At 68.8% G+C, this 21,636-nt stretch carries 23 protein-coding genes and 1 tRNA gene; 12 read left to right on the top strand and 12 right to left on the bottom strand.

Annotated features, from left to right (window positions below; all coding sequences use genetic code 11):
- Nucleotides 1–4: 4 nt before the first annotated feature.
- Genes ACZ7KI_RS08825 through nth form a run of 3 tightly spaced genes read right to left on the bottom strand, consistent with a single transcriptional unit; the run spans nucleotide 5 to nucleotide 1,985 of the window.
- Nucleotides 5–712 carry an NUDIX hydrolase gene (locus ACZ7KI_RS08825; protein WP_465506214.1) on the bottom strand — a complete coding sequence of 236 codons (708 nt, stop codon included), beginning with the start codon at nucleotides 710–712 and terminating at the stop codon, nucleotides 5–7.
- Nucleotides 709–1,305 carry a TlpA family protein disulfide reductase gene (locus ACZ7KI_RS08820; RefSeq protein WP_470272576.1) on the bottom strand — a complete coding sequence of 199 codons (597 nt, stop codon included), beginning with the start codon at nucleotides 1,303–1,305 and terminating at the stop codon, nucleotides 709–711. Before ACZ7KI_RS08820 ends, ACZ7KI_RS08825 begins: the two co-directional genes overlap by 4 nt.
- Entirely contained in the window at nucleotides 1,302–1,985 is a 684-nt protein-coding gene (nth, locus tag ACZ7KI_RS08815) for an endonuclease III (protein ID WP_470272575.1), read from the bottom strand. Before nth ends, ACZ7KI_RS08820 begins: the two co-directional genes overlap by 4 nt.
- Nucleotides 1,986–2,222: 237 nt before the next feature.
- Between nth and ACZ7KI_RS08810 the strand changes: the two genes are divergently transcribed.
- From ACZ7KI_RS08810 to dnaN, 4 genes are all read left to right on the top strand, one after another.
- Nucleotides 2,223–2,474 (top strand): hypothetical protein, encoded by a 252-nt coding sequence (locus ACZ7KI_RS08810; RefSeq protein ID WP_005166943.1) that lies wholly within the window; start codon nucleotides 2,223–2,225, stop codon nucleotides 2,472–2,474.
- 160 nt (nucleotides 2,475–2,634) lie between these two features.
- The gene (locus ACZ7KI_RS08805) at nucleotides 2,635–3,309 is read left to right on the top strand and encodes a Crp/Fnr family transcriptional regulator (RefSeq protein ID WP_003081747.1); all 675 of its coding nucleotides are present in this window, start codon (nucleotides 2,635–2,637) and stop codon (nucleotides 3,307–3,309) included.
- 682 nt (nucleotides 3,310–3,991) lie between these two features.
- The gene (locus ACZ7KI_RS08800) at nucleotides 3,992–5,266 is read left to right on the top strand and encodes an MFS transporter (RefSeq protein WP_470272574.1); all 1,275 of its coding nucleotides are present in this window, start codon (nucleotides 3,992–3,994) and stop codon (nucleotides 5,264–5,266) included.
- Between the two features lie 9 nt (nucleotides 5,267–5,275).
- Nucleotides 5,276–6,340, top strand: coding sequence for a DNA polymerase III subunit beta (gene dnaN, locus ACZ7KI_RS08795; RefSeq protein WP_470272573.1), 1,065 nt, complete (start codon nucleotides 5,276–5,278; stop codon nucleotides 6,338–6,340).
- Nucleotides 6,341–6,407: 67 nt separating this feature from the next.
- On the opposite strand, the gene ACZ7KI_RS08790 is transcribed toward dnaN, so the two are convergent.
- The 7 genes from ACZ7KI_RS08790 to ACZ7KI_RS08760 form a co-directional block, all read right to left on the bottom strand.
- On the bottom strand, nucleotides 6,408–6,659 hold the full coding sequence (locus tag ACZ7KI_RS08790; protein ID WP_470272572.1) for a glutaredoxin domain-containing protein: 252 nt from the start codon (nucleotides 6,657–6,659) through the stop codon (nucleotides 6,408–6,410).
- Nucleotides 6,656–7,426, bottom strand: coding sequence for an MBL fold metallo-hydrolase (locus ACZ7KI_RS08785; RefSeq protein ID WP_470272571.1), 771 nt, complete (start codon nucleotides 7,424–7,426; stop codon nucleotides 6,656–6,658). Before ACZ7KI_RS08785 ends, ACZ7KI_RS08790 begins: the two co-directional genes overlap by 4 nt.
- Entirely contained in the window at nucleotides 7,423–8,235 is an 813-nt protein-coding gene (locus tag ACZ7KI_RS08780) for an NUDIX hydrolase (RefSeq protein WP_470272570.1), read from the bottom strand. The genes ACZ7KI_RS08785 and ACZ7KI_RS08780 overlap by 4 nt, the downstream gene beginning before the upstream one ends.
- A gap of 86 nt (nucleotides 8,236–8,321) precedes the next feature.
- Nucleotides 8,322–9,470 (bottom strand): hypothetical protein, encoded by a 1,149-nt coding sequence (locus tag ACZ7KI_RS08775; protein WP_470272569.1) that lies wholly within the window; start codon nucleotides 9,468–9,470, stop codon nucleotides 8,322–8,324.
- Between the two features lie 38 nt (nucleotides 9,471–9,508).
- Nucleotides 9,509–10,138, bottom strand: a complete 630-nt coding sequence (locus tag ACZ7KI_RS08770; protein WP_037318589.1) for a hypothetical protein — start codon at nucleotides 10,136–10,138, stop codon at nucleotides 9,509–9,511.
- Nucleotides 10,138–10,593, bottom strand: a complete 456-nt coding sequence (locus tag ACZ7KI_RS08765) for a RidA family protein (RefSeq protein ID WP_044853655.1) — start codon at nucleotides 10,591–10,593, stop codon at nucleotides 10,138–10,140. Before ACZ7KI_RS08765 ends, ACZ7KI_RS08770 begins: the two co-directional genes overlap by 1 nt.
- A gap of 12 nt (nucleotides 10,594–10,605) precedes the next feature.
- Nucleotides 10,606–10,767 (bottom strand): DUF4177 domain-containing protein, encoded by a 162-nt coding sequence (locus ACZ7KI_RS08760; protein ID WP_005166970.1) that lies wholly within the window; start codon nucleotides 10,765–10,767, stop codon nucleotides 10,606–10,608.
- Nucleotides 10,768–10,896: 129 nt separating this feature from the next.
- Here ACZ7KI_RS08760 and ACZ7KI_RS08755 point away from each other — a divergent pair, with 129 nt between their 5' ends.
- The 4 genes from ACZ7KI_RS08755 (at nucleotide 10,897) to bagB (ending at nucleotide 14,366) form a co-directional block, all read left to right on the top strand.
- Nucleotides 10,897–11,841 (top strand): esterase/lipase family protein, encoded by a 945-nt coding sequence (locus ACZ7KI_RS08755; RefSeq protein WP_470272568.1) that lies wholly within the window; start codon nucleotides 10,897–10,899, stop codon nucleotides 11,839–11,841.
- 119 nt (nucleotides 11,842–11,960) lie between these two features.
- Nucleotides 11,961–12,209: a hypothetical protein gene (locus ACZ7KI_RS08750; protein ID WP_470272671.1), complete on the top strand. Its 249-nt coding sequence runs from the start codon at nucleotides 11,961–11,963 to the stop codon at nucleotides 12,207–12,209.
- Between the two features lie 22 nt (nucleotides 12,210–12,231).
- Entirely contained in the window at nucleotides 12,232–13,236 is a 1,005-nt protein-coding gene (gene bagA / locus ACZ7KI_RS08745) for an ATPase BagA (RefSeq protein WP_470272567.1), read from the top strand.
- Complete coding sequence (gene bagB, locus ACZ7KI_RS08740) at nucleotides 13,236–14,366, top strand: ATPase BagB (protein ID WP_465506203.1); 1,131 nt, start codon at nucleotides 13,236–13,238, stop codon at nucleotides 14,364–14,366. Before bagA ends, bagB begins: the two co-directional genes overlap by 1 nt.
- Nucleotides 14,367–14,429: 63 nt before the next feature.
- On the opposite strand, the gene ACZ7KI_RS08735 is transcribed toward bagB, so the two are convergent.
- Nucleotides 14,430–14,747 (bottom strand): WhiB family transcriptional regulator, encoded by a 318-nt coding sequence (locus tag ACZ7KI_RS08735; protein ID WP_470272566.1) that lies wholly within the window; start codon nucleotides 14,745–14,747, stop codon nucleotides 14,430–14,432.
- 350 nt (nucleotides 14,748–15,097) lie between these two features.
- On the opposite strand from ACZ7KI_RS08735, the gene ACZ7KI_RS08730 reads away from it, so the two are divergent.
- The 3 genes from ACZ7KI_RS08730 to ACZ7KI_RS08720 all read left to right on the top strand — a co-directional run bounded on the left by ACZ7KI_RS08730 (nucleotide 15,098) and on the right by ACZ7KI_RS08720 (nucleotide 18,579).
- Entirely contained in the window at nucleotides 15,098–17,266 is a 2,169-nt protein-coding gene (locus tag ACZ7KI_RS08730) for a transglycosylase domain-containing protein (protein ID WP_470272565.1), read from the top strand.
- 284 nt (nucleotides 17,267–17,550) lie between these two features.
- Complete coding sequence (locus ACZ7KI_RS08725; protein WP_470272666.1) at nucleotides 17,551–18,477, top strand: metallophosphoesterase; 927 nt, start codon at nucleotides 17,551–17,553, stop codon at nucleotides 18,475–18,477.
- A gap of 28 nt (nucleotides 18,478–18,505) precedes the next feature.
- Nucleotides 18,506–18,579, top strand: a tRNA-Pro gene (locus tag ACZ7KI_RS08720).
- Nucleotides 18,580–19,004: 425 nt separating this feature from the next.
- Here ACZ7KI_RS08720 and ACZ7KI_RS08715 read toward each other — a convergent pair.
- The gene (locus tag ACZ7KI_RS08715) at nucleotides 19,005–19,706 is read right to left on the bottom strand and encodes a class I SAM-dependent methyltransferase (RefSeq protein WP_470272564.1); all 702 of its coding nucleotides are present in this window, start codon (nucleotides 19,704–19,706) and stop codon (nucleotides 19,005–19,007) included.
- A gap of 39 nt (nucleotides 19,707–19,745) precedes the next feature.
- Here ACZ7KI_RS08715 and ACZ7KI_RS08710 point away from each other — a divergent pair, with 39 nt between their 5' ends.
- A complete protein-coding gene (locus ACZ7KI_RS08710; protein WP_470272563.1) occupies nucleotides 19,746–21,590 on the top strand; it encodes a S9 family peptidase in 1,845 nt (614 codons plus the stop codon).
- The last annotated feature ends 46 nt before the right edge of the window (nucleotides 21,591–21,636 follow it).

Here is a 21,636-nt window from a genome sequence, read left to right as displayed (position 1 = left end):
GCGCCTACTCCTTCTCCGGCACTTGCCGCCCGTCGACCCGCGCCTGATGTTCGGCCAACGCTACGTCAAGGTCCCGGACGTCGCCGTGGTCCCATTCGCGTTCCCAGCCGCCGAGCGACAACGTCATCGCGAGCAGCCCGCCCGTGAAACCCCAGACGAACAGGCCGCCGACGTCGAACGCCGGCCCCTTCCAGCCGAAACCCTTGCGTTCGACCTGGAACCGGTTGGCCGGATCGGTGAGTTCGGCGACCGGCACCCTGGCCACCGCCGCCGTCTCGCCGGGGTCGACGGCGTGCACCGGGGACGGCGTCCGCCAGTAGGCGAGCACCGGCGTCACGGCGAAGCCGGACACCGGCACGAAAAGTTCGGGGAAGATCGCCACCGGCAGCACGCCGGAGGGCTCGACGCCGGTCTCCTCCTCCGCTTCGCGCAGGGCGGTGGCGACCGGCCCGTCATCGCCCGGCTCGGCGCCTCCACCGGGGAAGGCGACCTGACCGGCGTGTGAGCCGAGGGTGTCGGCTCGGCGTTGGAGCAGGACGTCGGGCCCCTCCGGGCCCTCGCCGAAGAGCATCAGCACGGACGCCGGGCGATAGCTCGCGTTCGGCGGCACGCTGAACCGGCTGAACGTTTCGGCGCCGACGTCCCGGCTGATCTTGACCAGCGGTTGCAGCCAGGCCGGCACGGCCTCCGGGTCCACGAGAGGGCCGGTCATGGTGTCCCTTCCACTGCGGCTCGCACCTGCTCAGTGTTCATGAAGACGCGTGGGTTCTCGATGAGCCGGACGTCCCCGCCCGCCGTGACCAGGTACGTCGCGGGGAGGGAGGAAGGGACCTTCAGTGCCGTCCGCACCGGCCCTGACTGCCCGTCACCGTCGAACACGGAAGGCAGCCGGACACCCAGCTCGGCCAGCATCGCCAGCCCGTCGGCCCCGGAGCTCGCAACCTGGACGAGAAGCACGCGGGCAGCACCGGGCCGAGCCGCGTACTCCTGAAGCAAGGGCAGCTCGCCGCGGCACGGCTGGCACCACGACGCCCACAGGTTGACCAGCACGGGACCGCCCGAAAGCGCCTTGGCGAGGTCGACGCGGGAGCCGTCGCCGAGGCATTCGACGTCGACCCCGCGCAGCTTCGCCACCTCGCCCGGTCCGGGCGGCGGGCAAGCGGCGAGCGCGGCTTTCGCACGGGCCGCCGTGAGGTCACCCGACGTCTTGACCGGCCCCTGGCCGTCACGGGCCGTGAGCAGCGCGACGATCAGGGCCACCACCAGCACGGCGGCGCCGAGGGCCAGCTTGGTGACCTTGGTCACCGGCGCGCCGCCAGGTCCAGGATGTGCTCGCGTTCCTCACCCTTGACCAGCTTCGCGGCTTCTTCGAACTCCGTCGGGCCGGTTCCGTACGAGGGACACATCTTCGCCAGCGGACAGGCGCCACAGGCCGGTTTGCGGGCGTGACAGACGCGGCGGCCGTGGAAGATCGTCCGGTGCGAGAGGAGCGTCCACTCCTTGCGCGGGATCAGCTCGCCGACGGCGTGCTCGACCTTGACCGGGTCCTCCTCCTCGGTCCAGCCCCAGCGGCGGACCAGGCGGCCGAAATGGGTGTCGACGGTGATCCCGGGGACCCCGAAGGCGTCACCGAGCACGACATTGGCCGTCTTGCGGCCGACACCGGGCAGCGTGACCAGGTCCTTCAGCTTGCCGGGCACTTCGCCGTCGTAACGCTCCACGAGCGCCGCGCCCAGCCCCATCACCGAGTTCGCCTTGGCCCGGAAGAACCCCGTCGGCCGGAGGTACTCCTCGAGTTCGGCGCGATCGGCGCCGGCGTAGTCGGCGGCGGTGCGATAGCGCTTGAAGAGCGCGGGGGTGACCTGGTTCACGCGGACGTCGGTGGTCTGCGCCGACAGCACGACCGCGACCAGCAGTTCGAGCGGAGTGGTGAAGTCAAGCTCGCAGTGGGCGTCCGGGAACTCGTCGTCAAGGCAACGCTTCATCCGCCTGGCGCGTCTCACCAACGCGAGCCGGCTTTCACCCTTGCCCCCCGCACGGGGGGCATTGGTGGGGGCAGGAGGCACCCCGATAGCCTACGGGCGCCATCGGACGAGCCAGTGGGAGCACCCACCGGTCGACGGCCGACACGCCAGAGCACCACCTCGGCGCTTCGATCGAGGACGCCATGAGCGAGGATCTGGAGTAATGCACAGTTTTTCGGAATTCCCAGGGCAGGGCTCATGACAGTCTGGTTCGTCATCCTGGTCCCGTTGGTGATCATGTTCTTCGCGCTGTTCATGGAACGTGTGGAGACCAGGCTCAAGCACGTCGCGGTGCAGGAGAACGAAGTCGAGGAGTTCCTCGAGCAGGCGCAGCCCAACGAGGTCAGGGCCCTTTACGGGCACGGCATCGGGCGCGCGCTCGAGCTGTTCCGGCTGCGCAGGCTGGGCGGGAAGGCGGCCAGGCTACGCGCGCGACGCGTGCGGAGTTAGGCTCCACGTTCGAGCGAGATCGTTCCCGGCACGGACGCGCCTGCGGCGAGCCGACGGGCGATCTCGCCAGCACGCCCTAGACTGACGCGAAAAGTGATCGGCGACACGAGCCCCGGCAACGAGGGGGTCGGCGTCGTTTCTCGATGAGGAGGCACCCGAGGTGGACGAAACCCTGGCCCGAGCGGGCATTTTCCAGGGTGTTGAGCCGGCAGCCGCCGAGGCGCTGGCACAGACCTTGGAATCCGTGGAGTTTCCTCGCGGGCATGTCATCTTCAACGAGGGTGAACCCGGCGACAAGCTTTACATCATCCAATCCGGCAAGGTGAAGATCGGCCGCAAGTCACCCGACGGCCGCGAGAACCTGCTGGGCATCTTCGGCCCGTCCGACATGTTCGGCGAACTGTCCATTTTCGACCCCGGCCCGCGGACGTCCAGCGCGACGACCGTGACCGAGGTCCGCGCGGTGACGATGGACCGCCCCGCACTGCGGCAGTGGATCTCCACGCGGCCCGAGATCGCCGAGCAGTTACTGCGGGTCGTCGCCCGTAGGCTGCGCCGGACGAACAACATGGTCGCCGAGCTGATCTTCACCGACGTCCCCGGCCGCGTGGCACGCGCGCTGCTGCAGCTCGCGCAGCGCTTCGGCAGCCAGGAAGCCGGTCTGCTGCGGGTCACCCACGACCTGACGCAGGAAGAGATCGCCCAGTACGTCGGCGCCTCGCGCGAGACCGTCAACAAGGCTCTCGCCGACTTCGCGCACCGTGGCTGGCTGCGGCTCGAAGGCAAGAGCGTCCTGATCCTGGACCCGGAGCGCCTGGCTCGCCGCGCCCGCTAGTCCCTCGCTTCACGTGCGACTGCCGCAAGTAGAGGACTACTTGCGGCAGTTGCGCATTCAACTACCGCATCCAGAGGACTAAACGCGCCACGCAAGGTGACCGAACGCGCCGCACTAGGCGACCGGCGGGGTCCTGAAGGCGACCGGCGGACTGTCTCCCCGGAAGCGCGTCAGCGCGACGGGGAGACTTCACCCCGCGCGCCCTCTTTTGGGCCGAAGGCCCACGGCAACATTTTGTAGGGCGCCCTCGGCACCCGCGTGACCTGACTTCGGTCCAGCGCCCTGCGAAATGTTTCCGTCAGCGCGCGGCAAAGACAACGAAGAGCCGGGCGCCACCCCCGACGTGGCGCACCGGCTCTTCGCTGTGCGCGGACCATCCCCCGACGATCCGCGCTCCCCGCCCTCCGGAATCAAGGCCCCGACCCGTACGCCGGAGGGAGCTGGAGACTGTGTGCTGTTGTACAACCATCCACGGCCGTCGGCCGTGAACTCAAGTTCTTTCACTCTCAAGGACGCCATTTGGGGCCATTTGTTGCCCCGAATGACCCAAAATCGGCCGACTGTTACCTGATCGAGACGAACCGAGGCGGTTCAACGTCCGAGGTACCCAGAACGCGGGGGTGACAAACCTTACCGCGAGAGATCTGGTACTCGCGTACCAAAGTAGGTCATACTGGTACGCGTGTCCCAGTCTGTGTCCGAACACTCCGAGAGCCATCGCACCTCCCTCGCCGACTACAAGGCCGCGCTGACCGCGCCCGGGTCCCGCGGGGCGGTCATCGCGTCCCTGCTCGCCCGCCTGCCGATCGCGATGATCGGCATTTCCGCGCTGCTCTACGTCCAGCGCGAGACGGGCTCCTTCGCCTCGGCCGGGCTGGTGTCGGCGGGGTCGCTGGTCGGCGTCTCGGTCGGCGCGGTCGTGCAGGGACGGCTCATCGACCGCTTCGGGCCGACGCGGCCGCTGCTGACGACCACGGTGCTCTTCGCACTGGCGATGACCGCCCTGGTGTTCGCGATCGAGGCGCACGCGCCGACGCTCGTGCTGGTCCCGCTCGCCTTCGGCACCGGGATCACCGAGCCGATGGTCGGTTCGGCCTCGCGGGCGCTGTGGACACGGCTACTGCCCGCCGGGCCGACGCGGAACGCCGCGTTCTCCTACGAGGCGATCAGCATGGAGGTCTTCTTCATCCTCGGCCCGGGTTTCGCGGGTCTGCTGATCGCCGCACCGTGGGCGGGCACCGGCATCGTGACCGGCGCGCTGACCATGATCGCGGGCGCGGTGCTGTTCGCGCTGAGCCCGACCGTGCGGGCCTGGGGACCGGCGCCGTCGTCGGGCGGCAAACTGCTCGGCGCGCTGGCCAGCCCCGGGATGCGCACGCTCGCGCTCGCCGCGCTGGGCTTCGGCGCCGTGATCGGCTTCGTCGAGGTCGCCGTCCCGGCGGCCGCCACCGAAGCCGGGAACACCTCGATCGGCGGACTGCTGCTTTCGGCGTGGTCGGTCAGTTCGGTCGCGTTCGGCGTCGCGTACAGCCTCCGCCCGTGGCCGCGGCAGATGGGCCTGCGGCTGCCGGTGCTGCTGGCCGCGTTCGGCGCGTTGGTGGCGTTGCTCGCGCTGCCGGGTTCACTCTGGGGTCTCGCGCTCGCCATGCTCGCGGCCGGCGCGCTCATCACACCCCAGTCGACGACGCATTCGGCCGCGATCGAGATGGCCGCGCCGAAGGGCACGGCGGCCGAGGCGTTCGGCTGGGTGCTCACCGCGGTGACCCTCGGCCTGGCGTTCGGGCAATCGATCAGCGGCTACCTCGTCGAGCACGCGGGCACCGAAGCGGCCTTCCTCGCCGCCGGCGGTGTCGGATTCGCGCTCGCCGCGGTGGTCTGGCTGCTGCGCGGCACCTTCCGCCCGAAGCCGTCCGAGGCCGTCGCCGAGGCGCCGGAACTTGTCGGTGCCGCCCGCTAGCTTGCGGGCATGGACCTGACCGCCGCCACCCGCTCCCTCTCTTCCGCCGTTTCCACCGCCGCGAAACTGCTGTCCACCCGATCCGGCCTGCTTCTGCGCGCCGGGCGCGACGGCCTGACCATCGGCGGCAGCGACAGTGAACGAGCGGTCCGCCTGACCAGTGACGCCACGGTCCACACGGACGGTGAAGTCCTTGTCCCGGCCGGCCCGCTCGCGGAGACGCTGCGCATGCTCGACGACGACCTGGTGCGCCTGGTCGTCGAGGGCCCGCGACTGGCCGTGCGGGTGGAAGGCGGCCGTTTCGCGCTTCCGCTGCTGAGCCGCGAACTGCGACTCCCGGAGATGCCGCCCAAGGTGTCCGAAGTGGACGGATCCGCTTTGGCGACCGCGTTGCGCACCGTGGCTGGCACGGCGGCGAAGGACGACGCGCTGCCGATGTTCACCGGCGTCCGCGTCCAGAGCTTCAGCCGTGAACTGCGGCTGACCGCGTCCGACCGGTACCGGATGGCCGTGGCCACGCTGCCGCTGCGTTCCGGAGGCGAGCCGATCGACGCCCTCGTCCCGGCCGGACTGCTGGCCGAGACGGCGAAGCAGGCGAGGGGCACCGTCGGCCTGCACGGCGACGGGACCCGATTCGGGCTGAGCTGGGCAGGCGTCGCCGTCACCACCGCCGTACTCGACGCGGGATTCCTGTCGGAGAAACTGATCGAGTCGTCCACAGTGGACACGACGGTGGAGGTCGCCGCCGACGCGCTGGCCGCCGCGGTGCGCCGGGTGGGCGTCTACGCGGACGAGCGCCGCGTGCTGACGCTGGAGGTCGGCGACGCACACCTGCGGCTCGCCAGTTCGAAGCAGGACACCGGCGACGCCGAGGAGATGTTGAAGGCCGAGGTCTCCGGCGGCCGGACGTCACCCTCGTTCCAGGCGCGCTACCTGCTGGACGCGCTCCAGGGTTTCTCGGGAGAACGGGTCCGGCTCGACATCCAGCCCGGGATGCGGGCTTGCGTCATCCGGGCGGTCGAGCCGGGCGACGTGGACCTGACGTACTACGTGATGCCGATGCTTCCCCGCTGAAAAGCGCTATAAAAGGTCCTTTCCTGGCAAATTTTGCTAGGAAAGGACCTTTTATAGCGCTCGGGGGTCAGGCGGAAGCGGCCTTCACCGCCGCCTCGATCTCCGCGAACGAAGGGTTCACCATCGCCTTCGAGCCTACGAAGACCGTCGGCACGACCTCGTTCCCGTCGGCCACCGAACGCACGCGCGCGGCGGCGTCCGGGTCCTCCCAGATGTTGACCCGCTTCACCTTGAAGCCGCTCTTCGACAGCGGCCGCTCCAGCGCGGCGCAAAATCCGCATCCGGGCCGCCAGTAGAACTCGACCTCGACGTCACTCATTCGCCGTCCTCCGACCTCAGGTAGTCCAACTGTGCCTGCACACTCCATTCGGCAGGCGCCCACAAAGCCTTGTCGACGTCGGCGTAGACGACCTCGACGACCTGGCGCGGGGTGGCGTCCGCGCCGAGGACCTTCAGTGCCGAACGCACCTGGTCCAGCCGTTCTTCCCGGTGTGCCAGGTATTCGCGTGCCGTCACGGCGAGATCGGGCAGTTCGGGACCATGCCCCGGCAGCCCGATCGTTCCCTCGGGCAACTCGACGAGTTTCCGCAGGGAGCGCAGGTAATCACCGAGGTCGTGCAGCACGGTGGTGCCGCGGCCGAGGATGGTGTCACCGGTCAGGATCTGCCCCTCGGACCGCAGGCAGATCGAGTCGCCGGTGTGCCCTGGCGTGTGCAGCACCGAAATCCGCAAGCCACCGGCCTCGACCACCTCACCGTCCACAAGGGACTTGGCGCCGAGACACAGCGACTCGTCGAAGGCCCGCACCGGAGCGCCGGCCCGTTCGGCGAACCACGGCGCGCCCTCGGCGTGGTCGGGATGATGATGGGTCAGGATGATCAGCTCGACGGCGCCGATCTCGGCGAGCAGCGTCAGGTGTTCGATGTCCTCGTGACCGGGGTCGACGACCACGGAACCGGCCGCTCCCGGCCCGCGCAGCACCCAGGAATTGGTGCCCTCCAACGTCATCGACGACGGATTGTGCTCCAACAGCACCGAAGCCGTCGGCGTGACCTGGCGCAGCACGCCGTACGCGGGGGCGCTCACGCCGGGTCCAGGACGACGCGGACCTTGTCTCCGTCGCGGATCAGCGTCGGCATGATCTTCACGATCTCGCGCTCGCTGGCCTGCGCCTGCGCCGCCGTGTCGAAGGTGCCGAGTTCCGCGAGCGTGATCCAGGTCGGTGGCATGAGCATGCGGCGCCCTTCCTTGGCGTCGGTGAGGGCATCTTCGGGCCGCTGCCAGCCGGAGGCGACGGCTTCGGAGGTGGCACCGTCGGCCTGTTGCCCTTCGGGCAGCACGGCGACGAAGAAGCAGGTGTCGTAGCGGCGCGGTTCCTCGGGCGGGGTGACCCAGTTCGCCCACGGGCGCAAGAGATCCGCGCGCAACGTCAGGCCGTTCGCCGCCAGGAACGCGGCGAGCGAAAGTTCACGGGAGACCAGTTTTTCGCGGGCGTCGTGGTACCGGGTCGCGTCGGTGACGACGGAGTCCCCGAGGCTCGCGAGCAGGACGCCCGACTCCTCGAAGGTCTCCCGTACGGCCGCGCACACCAGGGCGCGGGCCAGCGATTCCTCGCACCGGAAGCGTTCCGCCCACCAAGCAGGCTCCGGGCCCGCCCAGCTGACCGAGGCGTCGACATCGCGGGAATCCACGCCGCCGCCGGGGAAGACGGTCATCCCGCCCGCGAACGGCATGCCCTTGACGCGATGTTGCAGGAAGACCTCGACGCCTTGCTCGCCGTCGCGGAGGAGAATCACGGTCGCCGCGTCCTTGGGCGTCACCGGCGTGCCGCCGGCGTTGGCGCGCGTGCCCACCCCCGCCCCCACCGGGATGTCGAATGTCAGTTCTTCAGCCACACCCGCAACCTAACATCGCGTTTCGTCCTCTGGTTGCGATCGTTGCGCGTGCAACCAACGCAATCAGAGGACGAAACGCGTAGCAGTCAGGAAGACCAGCTCGAGCCGCTGCTGCGCGAAGCCCCGTTCAGCCGGATCTTCGCCGCCTCGGCGCGCTCCCGTTCGGCGAGCTCGGCGTGCAGCTCGCGCAGAAGCGCACGGTCGCGCTCGCTCAGGCTCGGGTCGTCGAGGTCGAGAGCGGGCAGCTCGACGACCTCGTGCATGCTCGGCTTGCCCGTGGCGATCTCGCGACCCTTTTCGGGGTCCTCCTTGAGCGCCTGACGCAGCTGCGCCACCTCGGCCGGGGTCAGGTCCGCCGTGCGCTCGGCACGGGTCTCCGCCCGAGACTTGCGCGGCGTGGCCTGCTCCGAAGACGACACCGAGGAAGACGACGTCGACGAAGACGCCGCGGACGCCTGCTGCACGATCGGCACCACCGGTGCGATCGGCTCGGAACTGCCGACCGGCCGCAGCCCATGCCTGCTCGGCTGCTCCTTGACCGGCTCGGAAGCCGGGGCGGGAGCGGGCGGCGGAGTCACCGGCTCGGATCGAAAGTCACTGGAGTGGGTACTCCCCGTGACCCAGACAGGACTCGCGGCCGACGACGCGGCCTGGTGATACGCGGACCGTGCGACACCGGGGCCCGCGACCTCGACCACCGAACGGATGCCCGCGCGGCGAAGCGCGGTGTCCACGCGGAACGCGACCGCAGGCGGGTTGCCCTCCGGGCCGATCTCGACCAGGACGACCCGCTGCGGCAGCGAGCCGGGCACGCTTCCGGCAGGCGTGTTCCGCCACACCGCGTGCACCGACCGGACGTCCGGCAGCACCTGCAGGGTGCGGTCGAGCGCCTCGGCGAGGCCGAATTCCGGCTGGTTCTCCCCGGTGAACCGGTGCGTGAGCACCGACTCGTCCTCCTCGACGAGCAGGTCGTTCGCCAAGGTGGCGTCGGACCGGCTCATTTCGAGGACGAGTGCCAGTTCACGCTGCTCGGACGAGCTCACCGGGATCTTCCCCGCGATCAGGGTCCCGGTGGTGAGCTCCACCGCTTCGTCGATGTGCGCACGCGCGATCAGCTCACGCGCTTCGGTCAAAGCACTGTCGTCGATTCGACCCGCCAGGGCCAGTAACAGGTTGTGCAGGCGCAGGGGCACCGAGAACCCGTCCATGGGCGGGCCGTCGTGGACCTCCACCATTGCTCTGCTCCCTCCCGGCTCGCCTGGTGGTGCGAGCGTTAAGCGGCGACCAGCCGACTTCCGGTGTCCACCGCGCCCACGCAGACCAGCTCGGAGTTGGCGAGCGCGGTGCGGTGATAGCCGGTGAGGTCGATGCTCGGCGGGAGAACCTCGACGCCGGGCTCCTCGTCACCCAGCACGCGCAGGACGCGCTGCAGTTCACCGGTCAGCCTCGGCAGCCCGTTGAGCGCCGTGACCAGGAGGACTCGTTTCGCCCCACCCTCGCCGACCACACCGAGGTGTCGCCAGCTTTGCCGCACTTCACCCACATCCGGCCGTCCCCGCAACGTCGCGTGGATCAATACGGACACAGAGTCGACGGAGTTCACCCATTCGGGCGCACTCTGCGTGAATGTGTACCTGGTCTCGGTGACGTCGTCTACCCCCAGGGTGGAACTCACCTGATGCCAATCGGCGCCGTGCGGGATGAGCCCGGCGACTAGCAGGCGATACTCGGTTTGGTCCAGGTCGATCCTGTGCTTAAGCAAAGACCTGGGCAGGGTCCGCGCGAGGGTGCCCATCGCGCCCTCGCCCAGCCAGTCACGGAACCGCCAGAGGAGCTGGTCCGGCAGCCGTCCGGCCAGCCGGAGCAGGAGCTCGTGCGAGGACTTCTCGATGTCGGGATCCATCACTTCACCTCCACGATCAATTCGATCTCGACCGGCGCCCCGATCGGCAGCTCGGAGACCCCGACGGCCGAGCGGGCGTGGATGCCCGCCTCGCCGAAGATCTCGCCGAGCAGCTCGGACGCGCCGTTGATCACCGCGGGCTGCCCGGTGAAGCCCTCCGCGGAGGCCACGAACCCGACGACCTTGACCACCCGCACGACGTTGTCGATCCCGACGACCGAGTCGACGGCGGCGAGTGCGTTGAGGATCGAAGTCCGCGCGTATTTCTTCGCTTCTTCGGGGCTGACCTCGGCACCGACCTTGCCGGTCGCTTCGAGCTCACCGGAGACGAAGGGCAGCTGCCCGGCCGTGTAGACGTACGAGCCGGTGCGGACGGCGGGCACGTAGGCCGCCAGCGGAGCGGCGACGCCGGGGAGTTCGATACCGAGTTCGGCGAGCCGATCGGTCCAGGTCATGGCTTCAATCCCCTAGTTCTTGGCTCGTTTGAGGTAGGCGACGTGCTGTTCGCCGGTCGGGTTCGGGAGCACGGTGACGAGCTCCCAGCCGTCCTCGCCCCACTGGTCGAGGATCTGCTTGGTGGCGTGGATCAACAGGGGGACGGTCGCGTACTCCCACTTGGTGGCGCTCATGTGCGGGAGCGTAGCCAAACCGGCGAGCGCGCCCGACACACATGCGGAAAACCCTCTCGCGAGGGGTTCGCCGATTTCCCGTGGATGTGGTTCACTTCACACCTACTCGGGAGTAGATAGGACGTTGACATGCGGACAACGAGGTCCATCGCCGCCGCTTTCGTGGCCGCGGCACTTGCCCTGATCTGCGCTGCACCGGCGAACGCCGACGAGAAGCTGCCCGTTCCGTGGACCCTCGCCGCGGCCTTGCCCGCGCAGGCGGCAACCCCCGGCGGCCCGCCACCGGGTGCGAACGACTTCGACTGCCGTCCGAGCACCGGACATCCGAATCCGGTGGTGCTCACCCACGGGCTCAGCGCCAACCAGACGGTGAACTGGCAGACGTTCGGTCCGCTGCTCAAGAACAACGGGTACTGCGTTTTCTCTCTCACCTACGGCGTCCCCGGCCGGCCGCTGCCGATCTACCAGCCCGGCGGGCTCGTCCCGATGGAACAGAGCGCGAAGGAACTGTCGGCGTTCGTCGACAAGGTGCTCGACGCGACCGGTGCGTCCAAGGTGGACATTCTCGGACACTCCGAAGGCACGCTGATGCCTTCTTATTACGTGAAGTTCCTCGACGGCGCGTCCAAAGTGGACAAGTACGTCAGCCTGACGCCGCTGTGGGACGGGACGACGCTTTTCGGCGCCTCTCACCTCTACACACTCGCCGGTGCGCTGGGGCTGGCGCCCGGATTCAACGGGATCCTCGACCCGCTTTGCGGCTCGTGCCGCCAGTTCCTGCGCGGTTCGGACTTCCTCACGAAGCTGCGCGGCGGCGACGGCATCTTCCAGCCGGGCGTGACGTACACGAACATCGTGACCCGCTACGACGAAGCGGTCGTCCCGTACACGAGCGGGCTCGGCAAGGGACCGAACGTGAAGAACATCGTGCTGCAGGACGCCTGCCCGCTGGACCTGGCCGAGCACGGCGGGGTCGCCGCCGACCGGAACGCGGCCGGGCACGTCCTCAACGCCCTCGACCCGGCGCACGCGAAGCCAGTGCCGTGCGTGCCCGCGACCCCGATCGGGAGCTGACCCGCGGCGATCTCACGTGATTGCGCGGCGATCTCACGTGATTGAACGGCGATCTGGTTGATGTCCGTCTGATCACGCGTGATCGCCGTCTGATCACGCCGGACAGTTACGGTGGGCGGGTGGAGACCTGGCGCGTGGTCGCGACCGTCCTGCTCGCCGCGGCCGGGCTGCCGCTGGTGCTGGTCCTGATGGCGAAGGCACGGGACCGCACGGACAGCTCCGGGACGGTCGCGATCACCGGCGCGGTGGCCTTCGTGGTCCTCCTGCTGCTCGGTGTGGTGATGCTCACGGTGCTGTCCGGCGTCCTGACCTGGGGTGTCGTCGCGGTCGTCGCCGCTGCGCTCGGCGTCATGATGCTGGCGAGCTGAACCCTCAATTAGGGTGGGACCGGTGAGCACTCCCCTTGCCGGCTGGACCGACGAACTCGCGAGAGCCAGGCTGCATTTCGTCAGTGGCAAGGGTGGGACGGGCAAGACCACGCTCGCCGCCTCGCTCGGCCTCGCGCTCGCCAAAGGCGGGCGCCGCGTGCTGCTGATCGAGGTCGAAGGACGCCAGGGCATCGCCCAGCTCTTCGACACCGAACCGCTGCCCTACGCCGAGCAGCGCATCGCGGCCGTCCCCGGCGGCGGGGAGCTGCGCGCGCTGCACATCGACGTCGAAGCCGCGCTGCTCGAATACTTCGAGATGTTCTACAACCTCGGCTTCGCCGGCCGGACGCTGCGGCGGATGGGCGCGATCGAGTTCGCGACCACGCTCGCGCCGGGTCTGCGCGACGTCCTGCTCACCGGGAAGATCAAGGAATGCGTCGGCCGGACCGAATCCGACGGCCGCCACACCTATGACGCCGTCGTCGTGGACTCGCCGCCCACCGGCCGGGTCGTGAAGTTCCTCGATGTCACCAAGGCACTGACCGACCTCGCGAAGACCGGCCCGATCCGCGGCCAGGCCGACGGCGTCGTCCGGCTGCTGCACTCCGGCGAGACCGCCGTGCACCTGGTGACCCTGCTCGAAGAGATGCCGGTGCGGGAAACCGTCGAGGCCGTCGCCGAACTCGACGGCGCCGATCTGCGCCCCGGCGCGGTGCTGGTCAACCGGGTCCGCCCGCCGCGGCTGCCCGCGCGCTCGGTGACGGCGGCCGCGGACGGCCGTGTCGACGCCTCCCGTGTCCGCTCCGGCCTCGCGTCGGCCGGGTTGAACCTGCCCGACAGCACTCTCGACGCGCTCGTCGAGGAGACCGTCGAGCACGCCGTCCGGGTCGCGGCCGAACAGCGCGCCCGCGAGCAACTGGCCGAAGCCGATCTGCCGGGCCTGGAACTGCCGGACCTCACCGACGGGGTCGACGTCGCGGCGCTTTACGAACTCGCCGAAGCACTGACCGAGCAGGGGGTGCGCTGATGTCGGACGTCCTGGAGATCGACAAGCTGATCGACGATCCCGAAAGCCGGGTCATCGTCTGCTGTGGTTCCGGCGGGGTCGGCAAGACGACCACCGCGGCGGCGCTGGCGTTGCGCGCGGCCGAACGCGGACGGCAGACGGTGGTGCTCACCATCGACCCGGCACGGCGGCTGGCACAGGCGCTCGGCCTGCGCGAACTGGGCAATCACCCGAAGCAGGTGCAGGTCGAGGGCTTCGAACCCAAGGGCGAACTCTGGGCGATGATGCTCGACATGCGCCGCACCTTCGACGACATGGTGCGCGTGCACGCCGGCCCGGAACGTGCCGAGCAGCTGTTGCAGAACCCCTTCTACCAGACCATTTCCACGTCGTTCTCCGGAACGCAGGAGTACATGGCGATGGAGAAACTGGGTCAGCTCGCGGCCACCGACGAGTGGGACCTGATCATCGTCGACACCCCGCCGAGCCGGTCCGCGCTGGACTTCCTCGACGCGCCGACCCGGCTTTCGACCGCGCTCGACGGCCGGATGATCCGGCTGCTCACCGGTCCCGCGAAGGCGGGCGGCTGGGGACTGCGCAAGGTCGTAAACGCCGGATTCTCGATGTTCGCGAAGGCCGTCTCGACGATCATCGGCGGCCAGCTGCTGACCGACGCTTCGGCGTTCATGCAGGCCTTCGACAGCATGTTCGGCGGCTTCCGCGAACGCGCCCGCAAGACCTCCGACCTGCTGCGGTCCGGCGGGACGTCGTTCCTCGTGGTGGCCGCGCCGGAGCCGGACGCGCTGCGCGAGGCGTCCTACTTCGTGGAGCGGCTTTCGGAAGAGAGCATGCCGCTGGCCGGGCTGGTCGCGAACCGGACGCATCCGGTACTCGCCCCGCTGTCCGGCCCGGAGGCCGTCGCGGCCGCCGAGCAGCTGGCGAAAGGCGAGAACAGCGCGCCGCTGGCCGAAGCCGTCCTCCGCCTGCACGCGGACCGGGTCGCGCTGGCCGATCGAGAGACACGGCTGCTCGCCAGGTTCACGCGGGCGCATCCCGAGGTCCCGCTGGTGCGGGTGCCCGCGCTCCCCAGTGACGTGCACGATCTCGACGGCCTGCGCGACATCGGCACCCGCCTCGCGACTCAGTCCTGAGACTCCGTGAAGGACCTCTTCCCCACCTTGGACTCGGGGAAGGGGCCCCTCACGGAATCATGATCACGAGACTCGGACGCGTACGTCTTCCTCTTCGTCGATGCCGGCGAACCTGCGTTTCGCTTCTTCCAGCAGATCCGCCCAGCTGGTCACGTCCGGCCGCCGCCGCAGCAGCGCCCGCCGTTCCCGTTCGGTCATACCTCCCCAGATGCCGAAGTTGATCCGGCCGTCGAGCGCTTCGGCGAGACATTCCGTCCTGACCGGGCAACCGAGGCAGACCGCCTTGGCCCGGTTCTGTTCCGCCCCCCGGACGAACAAACCGTCCGGATCGGTGTCGCGGCACGACGCATTGATTCGCCAGCTCGACTGGTTGGTTTCCATACCCCCAGCTCCCTACCCTGGTGTTCGACACACCACGGGGGGACGAAAAGCCTGCGCTCCTGCCCCCATGAGCGTGTCTCCCTTGTGCTCACGTCGGTTGAACCCGGCACCTCCCCGGCGCCGGTGCCTCCGTTCGGACGAATGCGACTGCCGCTCGCACTCACCCGTCTGTCGGCTTTTTCATACGTGAGACGTTGACGGACTGTAAGGGCCCTCGGTTCCCTCCGCCAAGCCCTAGAATGCCTCCAATTACCAGACGTCACCTCATGGGGTCGGTTTTGTAACCGGATTCGCACGCACAGCGAGGTGACGTCACGGTGGGCTAACGGGATCCGCGTACCCTGGTCCGCGTGCGCAAAACAGACGGTCTGCTGAAGCTCATTGGCCTGTGTGTGCTCGCGGGGGTGCTGGTCGCGGGGATGTTGTTCCCGGTGGCCGGCGCCGCGGGTGTTCTCTCCAACCAGGCGAGCGAGACCGTCGACAAGACATCTTCGGACCTCGCGGACATTCCGCCGCCGCTGGTGACCACCATCACGGACAACACCGGCAAGCAGATCGCGACGCTGTACAAGCAGTACCGCATCCCGACGAACGAGACCCAGATCAACGACGCCATGAAGTGGGCGCTGATCTCGGTCGAGGACAAGCGCTTCTACGAGCACAACGGGGTGGACTGGAAGGGCACGCTGCGCGCCGCGGTCAGCAACACCACCGGCGGTGACACGCAGGGCGCGTCGACGCTGACCCAGCAGTACGTCAAGAACTATCTGATCAACGTCGTCTACCGCGACGACAAGCCGGGCCAGAAGCGCGCACAGGAGCAGTCGGTCGCCCGGAAGCTGAAGGAAGCACGCATCGCGATCCAGCTGGAAACCAAGCTGAACAAGATGCAGATCCTGACCGGCTACCTGAACGTCGTCGAGTTCTCGCGCGAGATCTACGGCGTCGGCGCGGCCGCGAGCGCGTACTTCAACACGCCCGTCGAGAAGCTCACGGTGCCGCAGGCGGCGTTGCTGGCCGGTCTGGTGAACAACCCGATCGTCAACGACCCGTGGAAGAACCCGGCGAAGGCGACCGAGCGCCGCAACCTGGTGCTGGACCGCATGGTCGACAACCAGAAACTCGCGAAGGCGGACGCGGAACGCTTCAAGGCCGAACCGCTCGGCGTCGTCGAAGGCGGCCCGCAGAAACCCGCGTCGAACTGCACCGGCGCCGGTACGGAGAACGGTTTCTTCTGCCAGTACGTCGAGGACTATCTCCTCAAGTCCGGGATGACGAAGGACGACCTCTACACCGGCGGCTACCAGATCAAGACCACTTTGGACGAACGGGCGAACCACGAAGCCAAGATGTCGGCCGAAGCCCAGGTCAAGAAAACGCAGGACAACGTCGCGAACACGCTTTCACTGGTGAAGCCGGGCAAGAACCGGCACGAAGTGGTGGCGCTCGCGGCGAACCGTGACTACGGCCTGCACGAAGACCAAGGACAGACGACCTTCGCGCTGCCTTCCGGCGTCTACAACACCGGTGGTGCGGGCTCGGCGTACAAGGTCTTCACCGCCGCCGCGGCTTTGGAAGCCGGCGTGGCCGGGATCAACAGTCCGCTTCCGGTGCCCGACTTCTACACCTCCAGCGTGTTCGCCGGTGGTGGCAACAAATGCGCGCCGACCGGACCGCCGATGCGCTCTCGCTGGTACTGCCTCGGCAACGCGGGTGACTACAACCCGGCCGGCGGGGCCATGTCGATGCAGCAGGCACTCGCGACCTCGCCGAACACCGCGTTCGTGGCCCTCGAGGAAAAGGTCGGGAGCACCGGGCCGATCGTGGAGATGGCGCGCAAGCTCGGCATGCGCGACACCATGGCCAGCAACCTCGGCGGCGGCGCCGTCGACCCGAAGTCCGACAACCCCGGCGTCAACGCCAGCCAGCTGCAGGCCTTCGGCCCCAGGCCCGGCTGGCCCGGAAACGCCTCGTTCACCCTCGGCCCCGCCCCGCTGAGCGGACTGGAACTGGCGAACGTCGGCGCCACGATCATGAGCGGCGGCGTCTGGTGCCCGCCGACCCCGCTGACCGGCGTCACCGACCGGGACGGAAAGCCCGTGCCGGTCAAGGAAGCCGCTTGCGAACAGGTGGTGCCCGAAGGTCTCGCCAACACCCTCGCGGTCGGCCTGAGCCGGGACAGCCAGCCCGGCGGCACGTCGTTCGGCGCCGCGAACGGCGTCAGGTGGACCCGGCCGGTGATGGGCAAGACCGGCACCACGCAGAACAACGGTTCGGGCACCTACCTCGGCGCCACGCCGCAGCTCGCGGGCGCGGCGATGGTGTTCCGCCCGAAGGGTGGCAGCGGTGGTCTCTGCTACCTCGGCCCCGGTAACGTCACCACCCGCGGCTGCGAAAACATGTTCGGCGGGAAGACGCCGGCGCAGACCTGGTTCGGGGCGATGTCGAAGATCCTCGAAGGCCAGGAAGCACCGCCGTTGCCGCAGCCGGACCCGAAGTACATGGGCGGCGGACGCTGACGTCGGAGGCCGCATTCACCAGCGCGAATCACGAAGAGTCACACAATTCTAACTTTAAGTGAGTACCCGGCGGCCTAACGGGGAACAGTGGTCGACGGAATCATGTCGATTGATCACCACACCCCGCGCCGACCACGCAAAGTGAAGAAAAGAGGCCATTCCAGCGATTTTCCCGCATCGCCGGAATGGGGGCGAACGATCACCACAGTCGAGCACGTAAACTGGACATTGTGAGCACGCTCAGTAACAACAACACTTCGAGGGCGACGGTACGGCGCTTGGCCGTGGGAACCGTCGCCCTGGGAGCCGCGACCCTCGGTTACGCGGTCGGCATCGAAAGGCGCCGGTGGACGCTTCGCACGGCGGAGCTCCCGGTCCTCGCGGCAGGGGCCAAGCCCTTCACGATCCTCCACATCTCGGACCTGCACATGCTTCCCGGCCACGTGAGCAAGCAACGCTGGGTAGCCGCGCTCGACGAACTCGAACCGGATCTCGTCGTCAACACCGGTGACAATTTGTCACATCAGCACGCGGTCCCGTCCGTCCTGCGCGCACTCGGCCCCCTGCTGAACAGGCCCGGCGTGTTCATCTTCGGCAGCAACGACTACTACGCGCCGAAGCCGAAGAACCCCGCGCGCTACCTCATGCCGAAGGGCAAGAAGAAGCGGATCCACGGCGAGCACCTGCCCTGGCGCGACCTCCGGGCAGCGTTCATCGAGCACGGCTGGAGCGACCTCACCCACGTGCGCCGCACCATCGAGGTCGCCGACCAGTACGTGTTCACCGCCGGCGTCGACGACGCGCACCTCCGCCGCGACCGCTACGCCGACATCGCGGGCCCGGTGGACACCGCCGCCGCCGTCCGCATCGGCGTCACACACTCCCCGGAACCCCGCGTCCTCGACGAGTTCGCGGGCGACGGCTACGACCTCGTCCTCGCCGGGCACACCCACGGCGGACAGCTCCGGATCCCCGGCTACGGCGCGCTCGTCACCAACTGCGAACTCGACCGCAGCCGCGCCCGCGGCGCCTCCCGCTGGGGCGCCCAGATGTGGCTCCACGTCTCCGCCGGTTTGGGCACCTCGCCGTACGCCCCAGCCCGCTTCGCCTGCCCACCCGAGGCGAGCCTGCTGACCCTCGTCCCACGCGGCACGACCAGCGCGAACCACCGGAAAGCAGCCCCCCGCAAAGCCCGAAACACCGTCCGCTAAACTTCTCCTCGACCCGCTAAGAAGTATCCGGGGTGTGGCGCAGCTTGGTAGCGTGCCTCGTTCGGGTCGAGGAGGTCGTGGGTTCGAATCCCGCCACCCCGACGTAGGTCCCGTAGGGCTCGCGTGTTGGCTGAAAAGCGCCAACCACGCGGGCCCTACGGTGTTTTTTGGGGGTGCAACCCCCAAGCCCCGCCCGGGAGGGCTTCGCCCCCCGGACCCCCCGAGGTGAGTGGGTCACGGATTGCAGGGGGCTTCCGTGAGTGCTGGGTTGTCGTGAGTGATTTGGGTCGTTCTGGCCAACGGTGTTTTGGTTACCTACGGCGGGTGAGCTGGGTAGCGCTGGTCCTTGAGGGACTCCTTGAGGGACCCAGAGTCCCTCAAGGAGTCCCTCACGGACCCGAAACCCCATCACAAACCCCAGCGGCACCACCAGTCACAACAGCGGCGCGAGCAAGCCCGCAGGCCACGAGTAGGTACCTGAGAGAGGGGTCGTTCTAACCGTCATTACCGCTCACGACAACCCTTGGTCAGCGGGTGGCTAGGAGTTCGGTCCAGCATTGGGCGAAGTCGCCGTCGCCGGAGCGGGCCCAGGACCAGGCCGAGCGGGCGGCGGAGGCGAGCTGGTCGCGGTCGGGGGTCGTCGCGGTTTCCAGCGCCGTCACCAGCCGCGCCTCGACGTAGGTCGCCAGCGACCGGTAGGTCGCGTCCGTGCGGTAGCGGGTTTTCATTCGCACGTCATGAAAACCGGCGGCCGTGACCGCGGCGGAGATCGAGCGCCCCGCGAACGGGTCACCACCCGCACGACGACACAGCAGATAGTGCCCACGCAGCGCCGCGTCGACATTCGCCGTCTTCGGCCGCAGACGCGCCCGGCTCCAGTCCGATGTGGACAGTGCGAGCGTTCCGCCGGGTTTGAGCACCCGGCGGATCTCCGCGAGCGCGGCGCCGGGTTCCTTCAGCTGCTCGAAGACGGCGTGCGCGAAGAGCACATCCACCGAAGCTTCGGCGAACGGCAACGCGCGCACGTCCGCGACCAGAAAGTCCACTGTGGACTTTCTGTGTCCGCCATCGATACCGAGGGTGATCGAACCCGGGCCGCAGCCGACGTCGACGAGCCCCATCCCCGGCCCGAACAGCGGTTGCGCGAACACGGCCCGTTCGACCGCTTGGCGCGCAGACCGCGCGGACACCGCATCGCGCGCGGCGCCCGGCGCGTTTCCCTCCAGCACCCCGCACACAGTACGGCTCCGGAGTGGCAGGATCGAGGGGTGAGCACGCAGCCAGGCAACAAATATCCGTCCGCGGCGGTCCCGGACCGCCTGTTCGACGACGCCGAAGCCGAGGCCAGGTGGCGGGCCCGCTTCCACGCACCGCGCATCTCGGTTCCCGAATGGGCCATCGACGCACCGGACGCGAACATCTACGTCTCCAACGCCAGCGGTGTCTGGGAGGTCTACTCCTGGGACCGCTCGACAGGCGAACACCGCCGCGTCACCGACCGGCCGAACGGCACCATGCACGCGACGCCCTCCCCCGACGGCCGCTGGATCTGGTGGTTCAACGACACCGACGGCGACGAATTCGGTTCCTGGGTCCGCGAACCGTTCACCCCGGGTGCCGCCGCCGAACGCGCGGTGCCGGACGTCCACGACGGCTACCCCGCCGGGCTCGAGATCGGCACCCGCGTGGTCGCCGTCGGTGTTTCGACCGACGACGGCAGCGAGCTCTTCGCCCACATCGACGGCGAAACCACCCGCTTCTACCGCCATGACGACGACGCCGGGATCGCGTCGCTGTCCCGTGACGAGTCCCTCCTCGCGATCTCCCATTCCGAGCACGGTGATTCACGACACCCCGCGCTGCGCGTCCTGTCGACCGACGGCTTCACCACGGTCGCCGACAAGTGGGACGGCGACGGCAAGGGTCTCGGCGCGCTGGAGTTCTCGCCGGTCGCCGGTGACCAGCGGCTGCTGGTGCTGCACGAGCGGCGCGGCCGCGAGGAGCTGCTGATCTGGGACACCGCCGCGGACACCGAGCGGGAGATCGAACTCGACCTGCCGGGCGAAGTGGTCGCCGGCTGGTACCCGGACGCGCGGGCACTCCTGGTCGCCCACTTCCATCAAGGCCGCAGTTCCCTTCACCGGTACGATCTCGAGAGCGGCGAATTGTCCTCTTTGGACACTCCGCCGGGCCGGATCGGTGGCGCGGGGGTACGGCCGGACGGGACCGTCGAGTACTCGTGGTCCAGTGCCGCGCAGCCGACGGCGGTACGCGCGCGGACCGCGGACGGCGCCGACTCGGTGCTCCTCGAACCGCCGGGTGAGCGGGCTCCGGAATCCGCCCCGGTCACCGACGCGTTCGTCGACGGGATCGGCGGGCAGATCCACGCGCTGGTGTCGCGTCCGATCGACGCGCCCGAAGGCCCGCTGCCGACGGTCTTCTCCTTGCACGGCGGGCCGCATGCCGCCGACGAGGACCGGTTCTCCGCCTATCGCGCCGTCTGGCTGGACGCCGGCTTCGCCGTCGTCGAAGTCAACTACCGCGGCTCGACCGGTTACGGCTCGGCCTGGCGCGACGCCATCGAAGGCCGCCCAGGCCTGACCGAACTCGAGGACGTCGCCGCCGTGCACGATTGGGCGGTCCAAAGTGGACTTTCCGATCCGGGGAAGTGCGTGGTGAACGGCGCTTCGTGGGGCGGCTACCTGTCCCTGCTGGCGCTGGGCACCCAGCCCGCCCGATGGGCGGCGGGAATCGCGGGAGTTCCGGTCGCGGACTACGTCGCCGCGTACGAGGACGAGATGGAGCAGCTCCGCTCGTTCGACCGGGCGCTGTTCGGCGGATCGCCGGACACGGTGCCGGCGGTGTACCAGGAATGCTCGCCGATCACCTACGTCGAGGCCGTGGCGGCGCCGGTGCTGGTGCTCGCCGGGGACAACGACCCGCGATGCCCGATCCGGCAGGTCGAGAACTATCTCGACAGGCTCGCGAAGCGGGAGATCCCGTTCGAGTTCTACCGGTTCGACGCGGGACACGGTTCGCTGGTGATCGCGGAGACGATCAAGCAGACGGCGATCGAGGTGTTCTTCGCGCTGCGGGCCGTCGGGCTCCGCTGACGTGAGACGCAGGGGCCTTTCATGGCGAATTTCGCGATGAAAGGCC

Source organism: Amycolatopsis sp. NPDC039088 (assembly GCF_055598845.1).
Note: the sequence above shows the minus strand (reverse complement) of the source record. Positions and strands in the feature narration are given on the sequence as shown.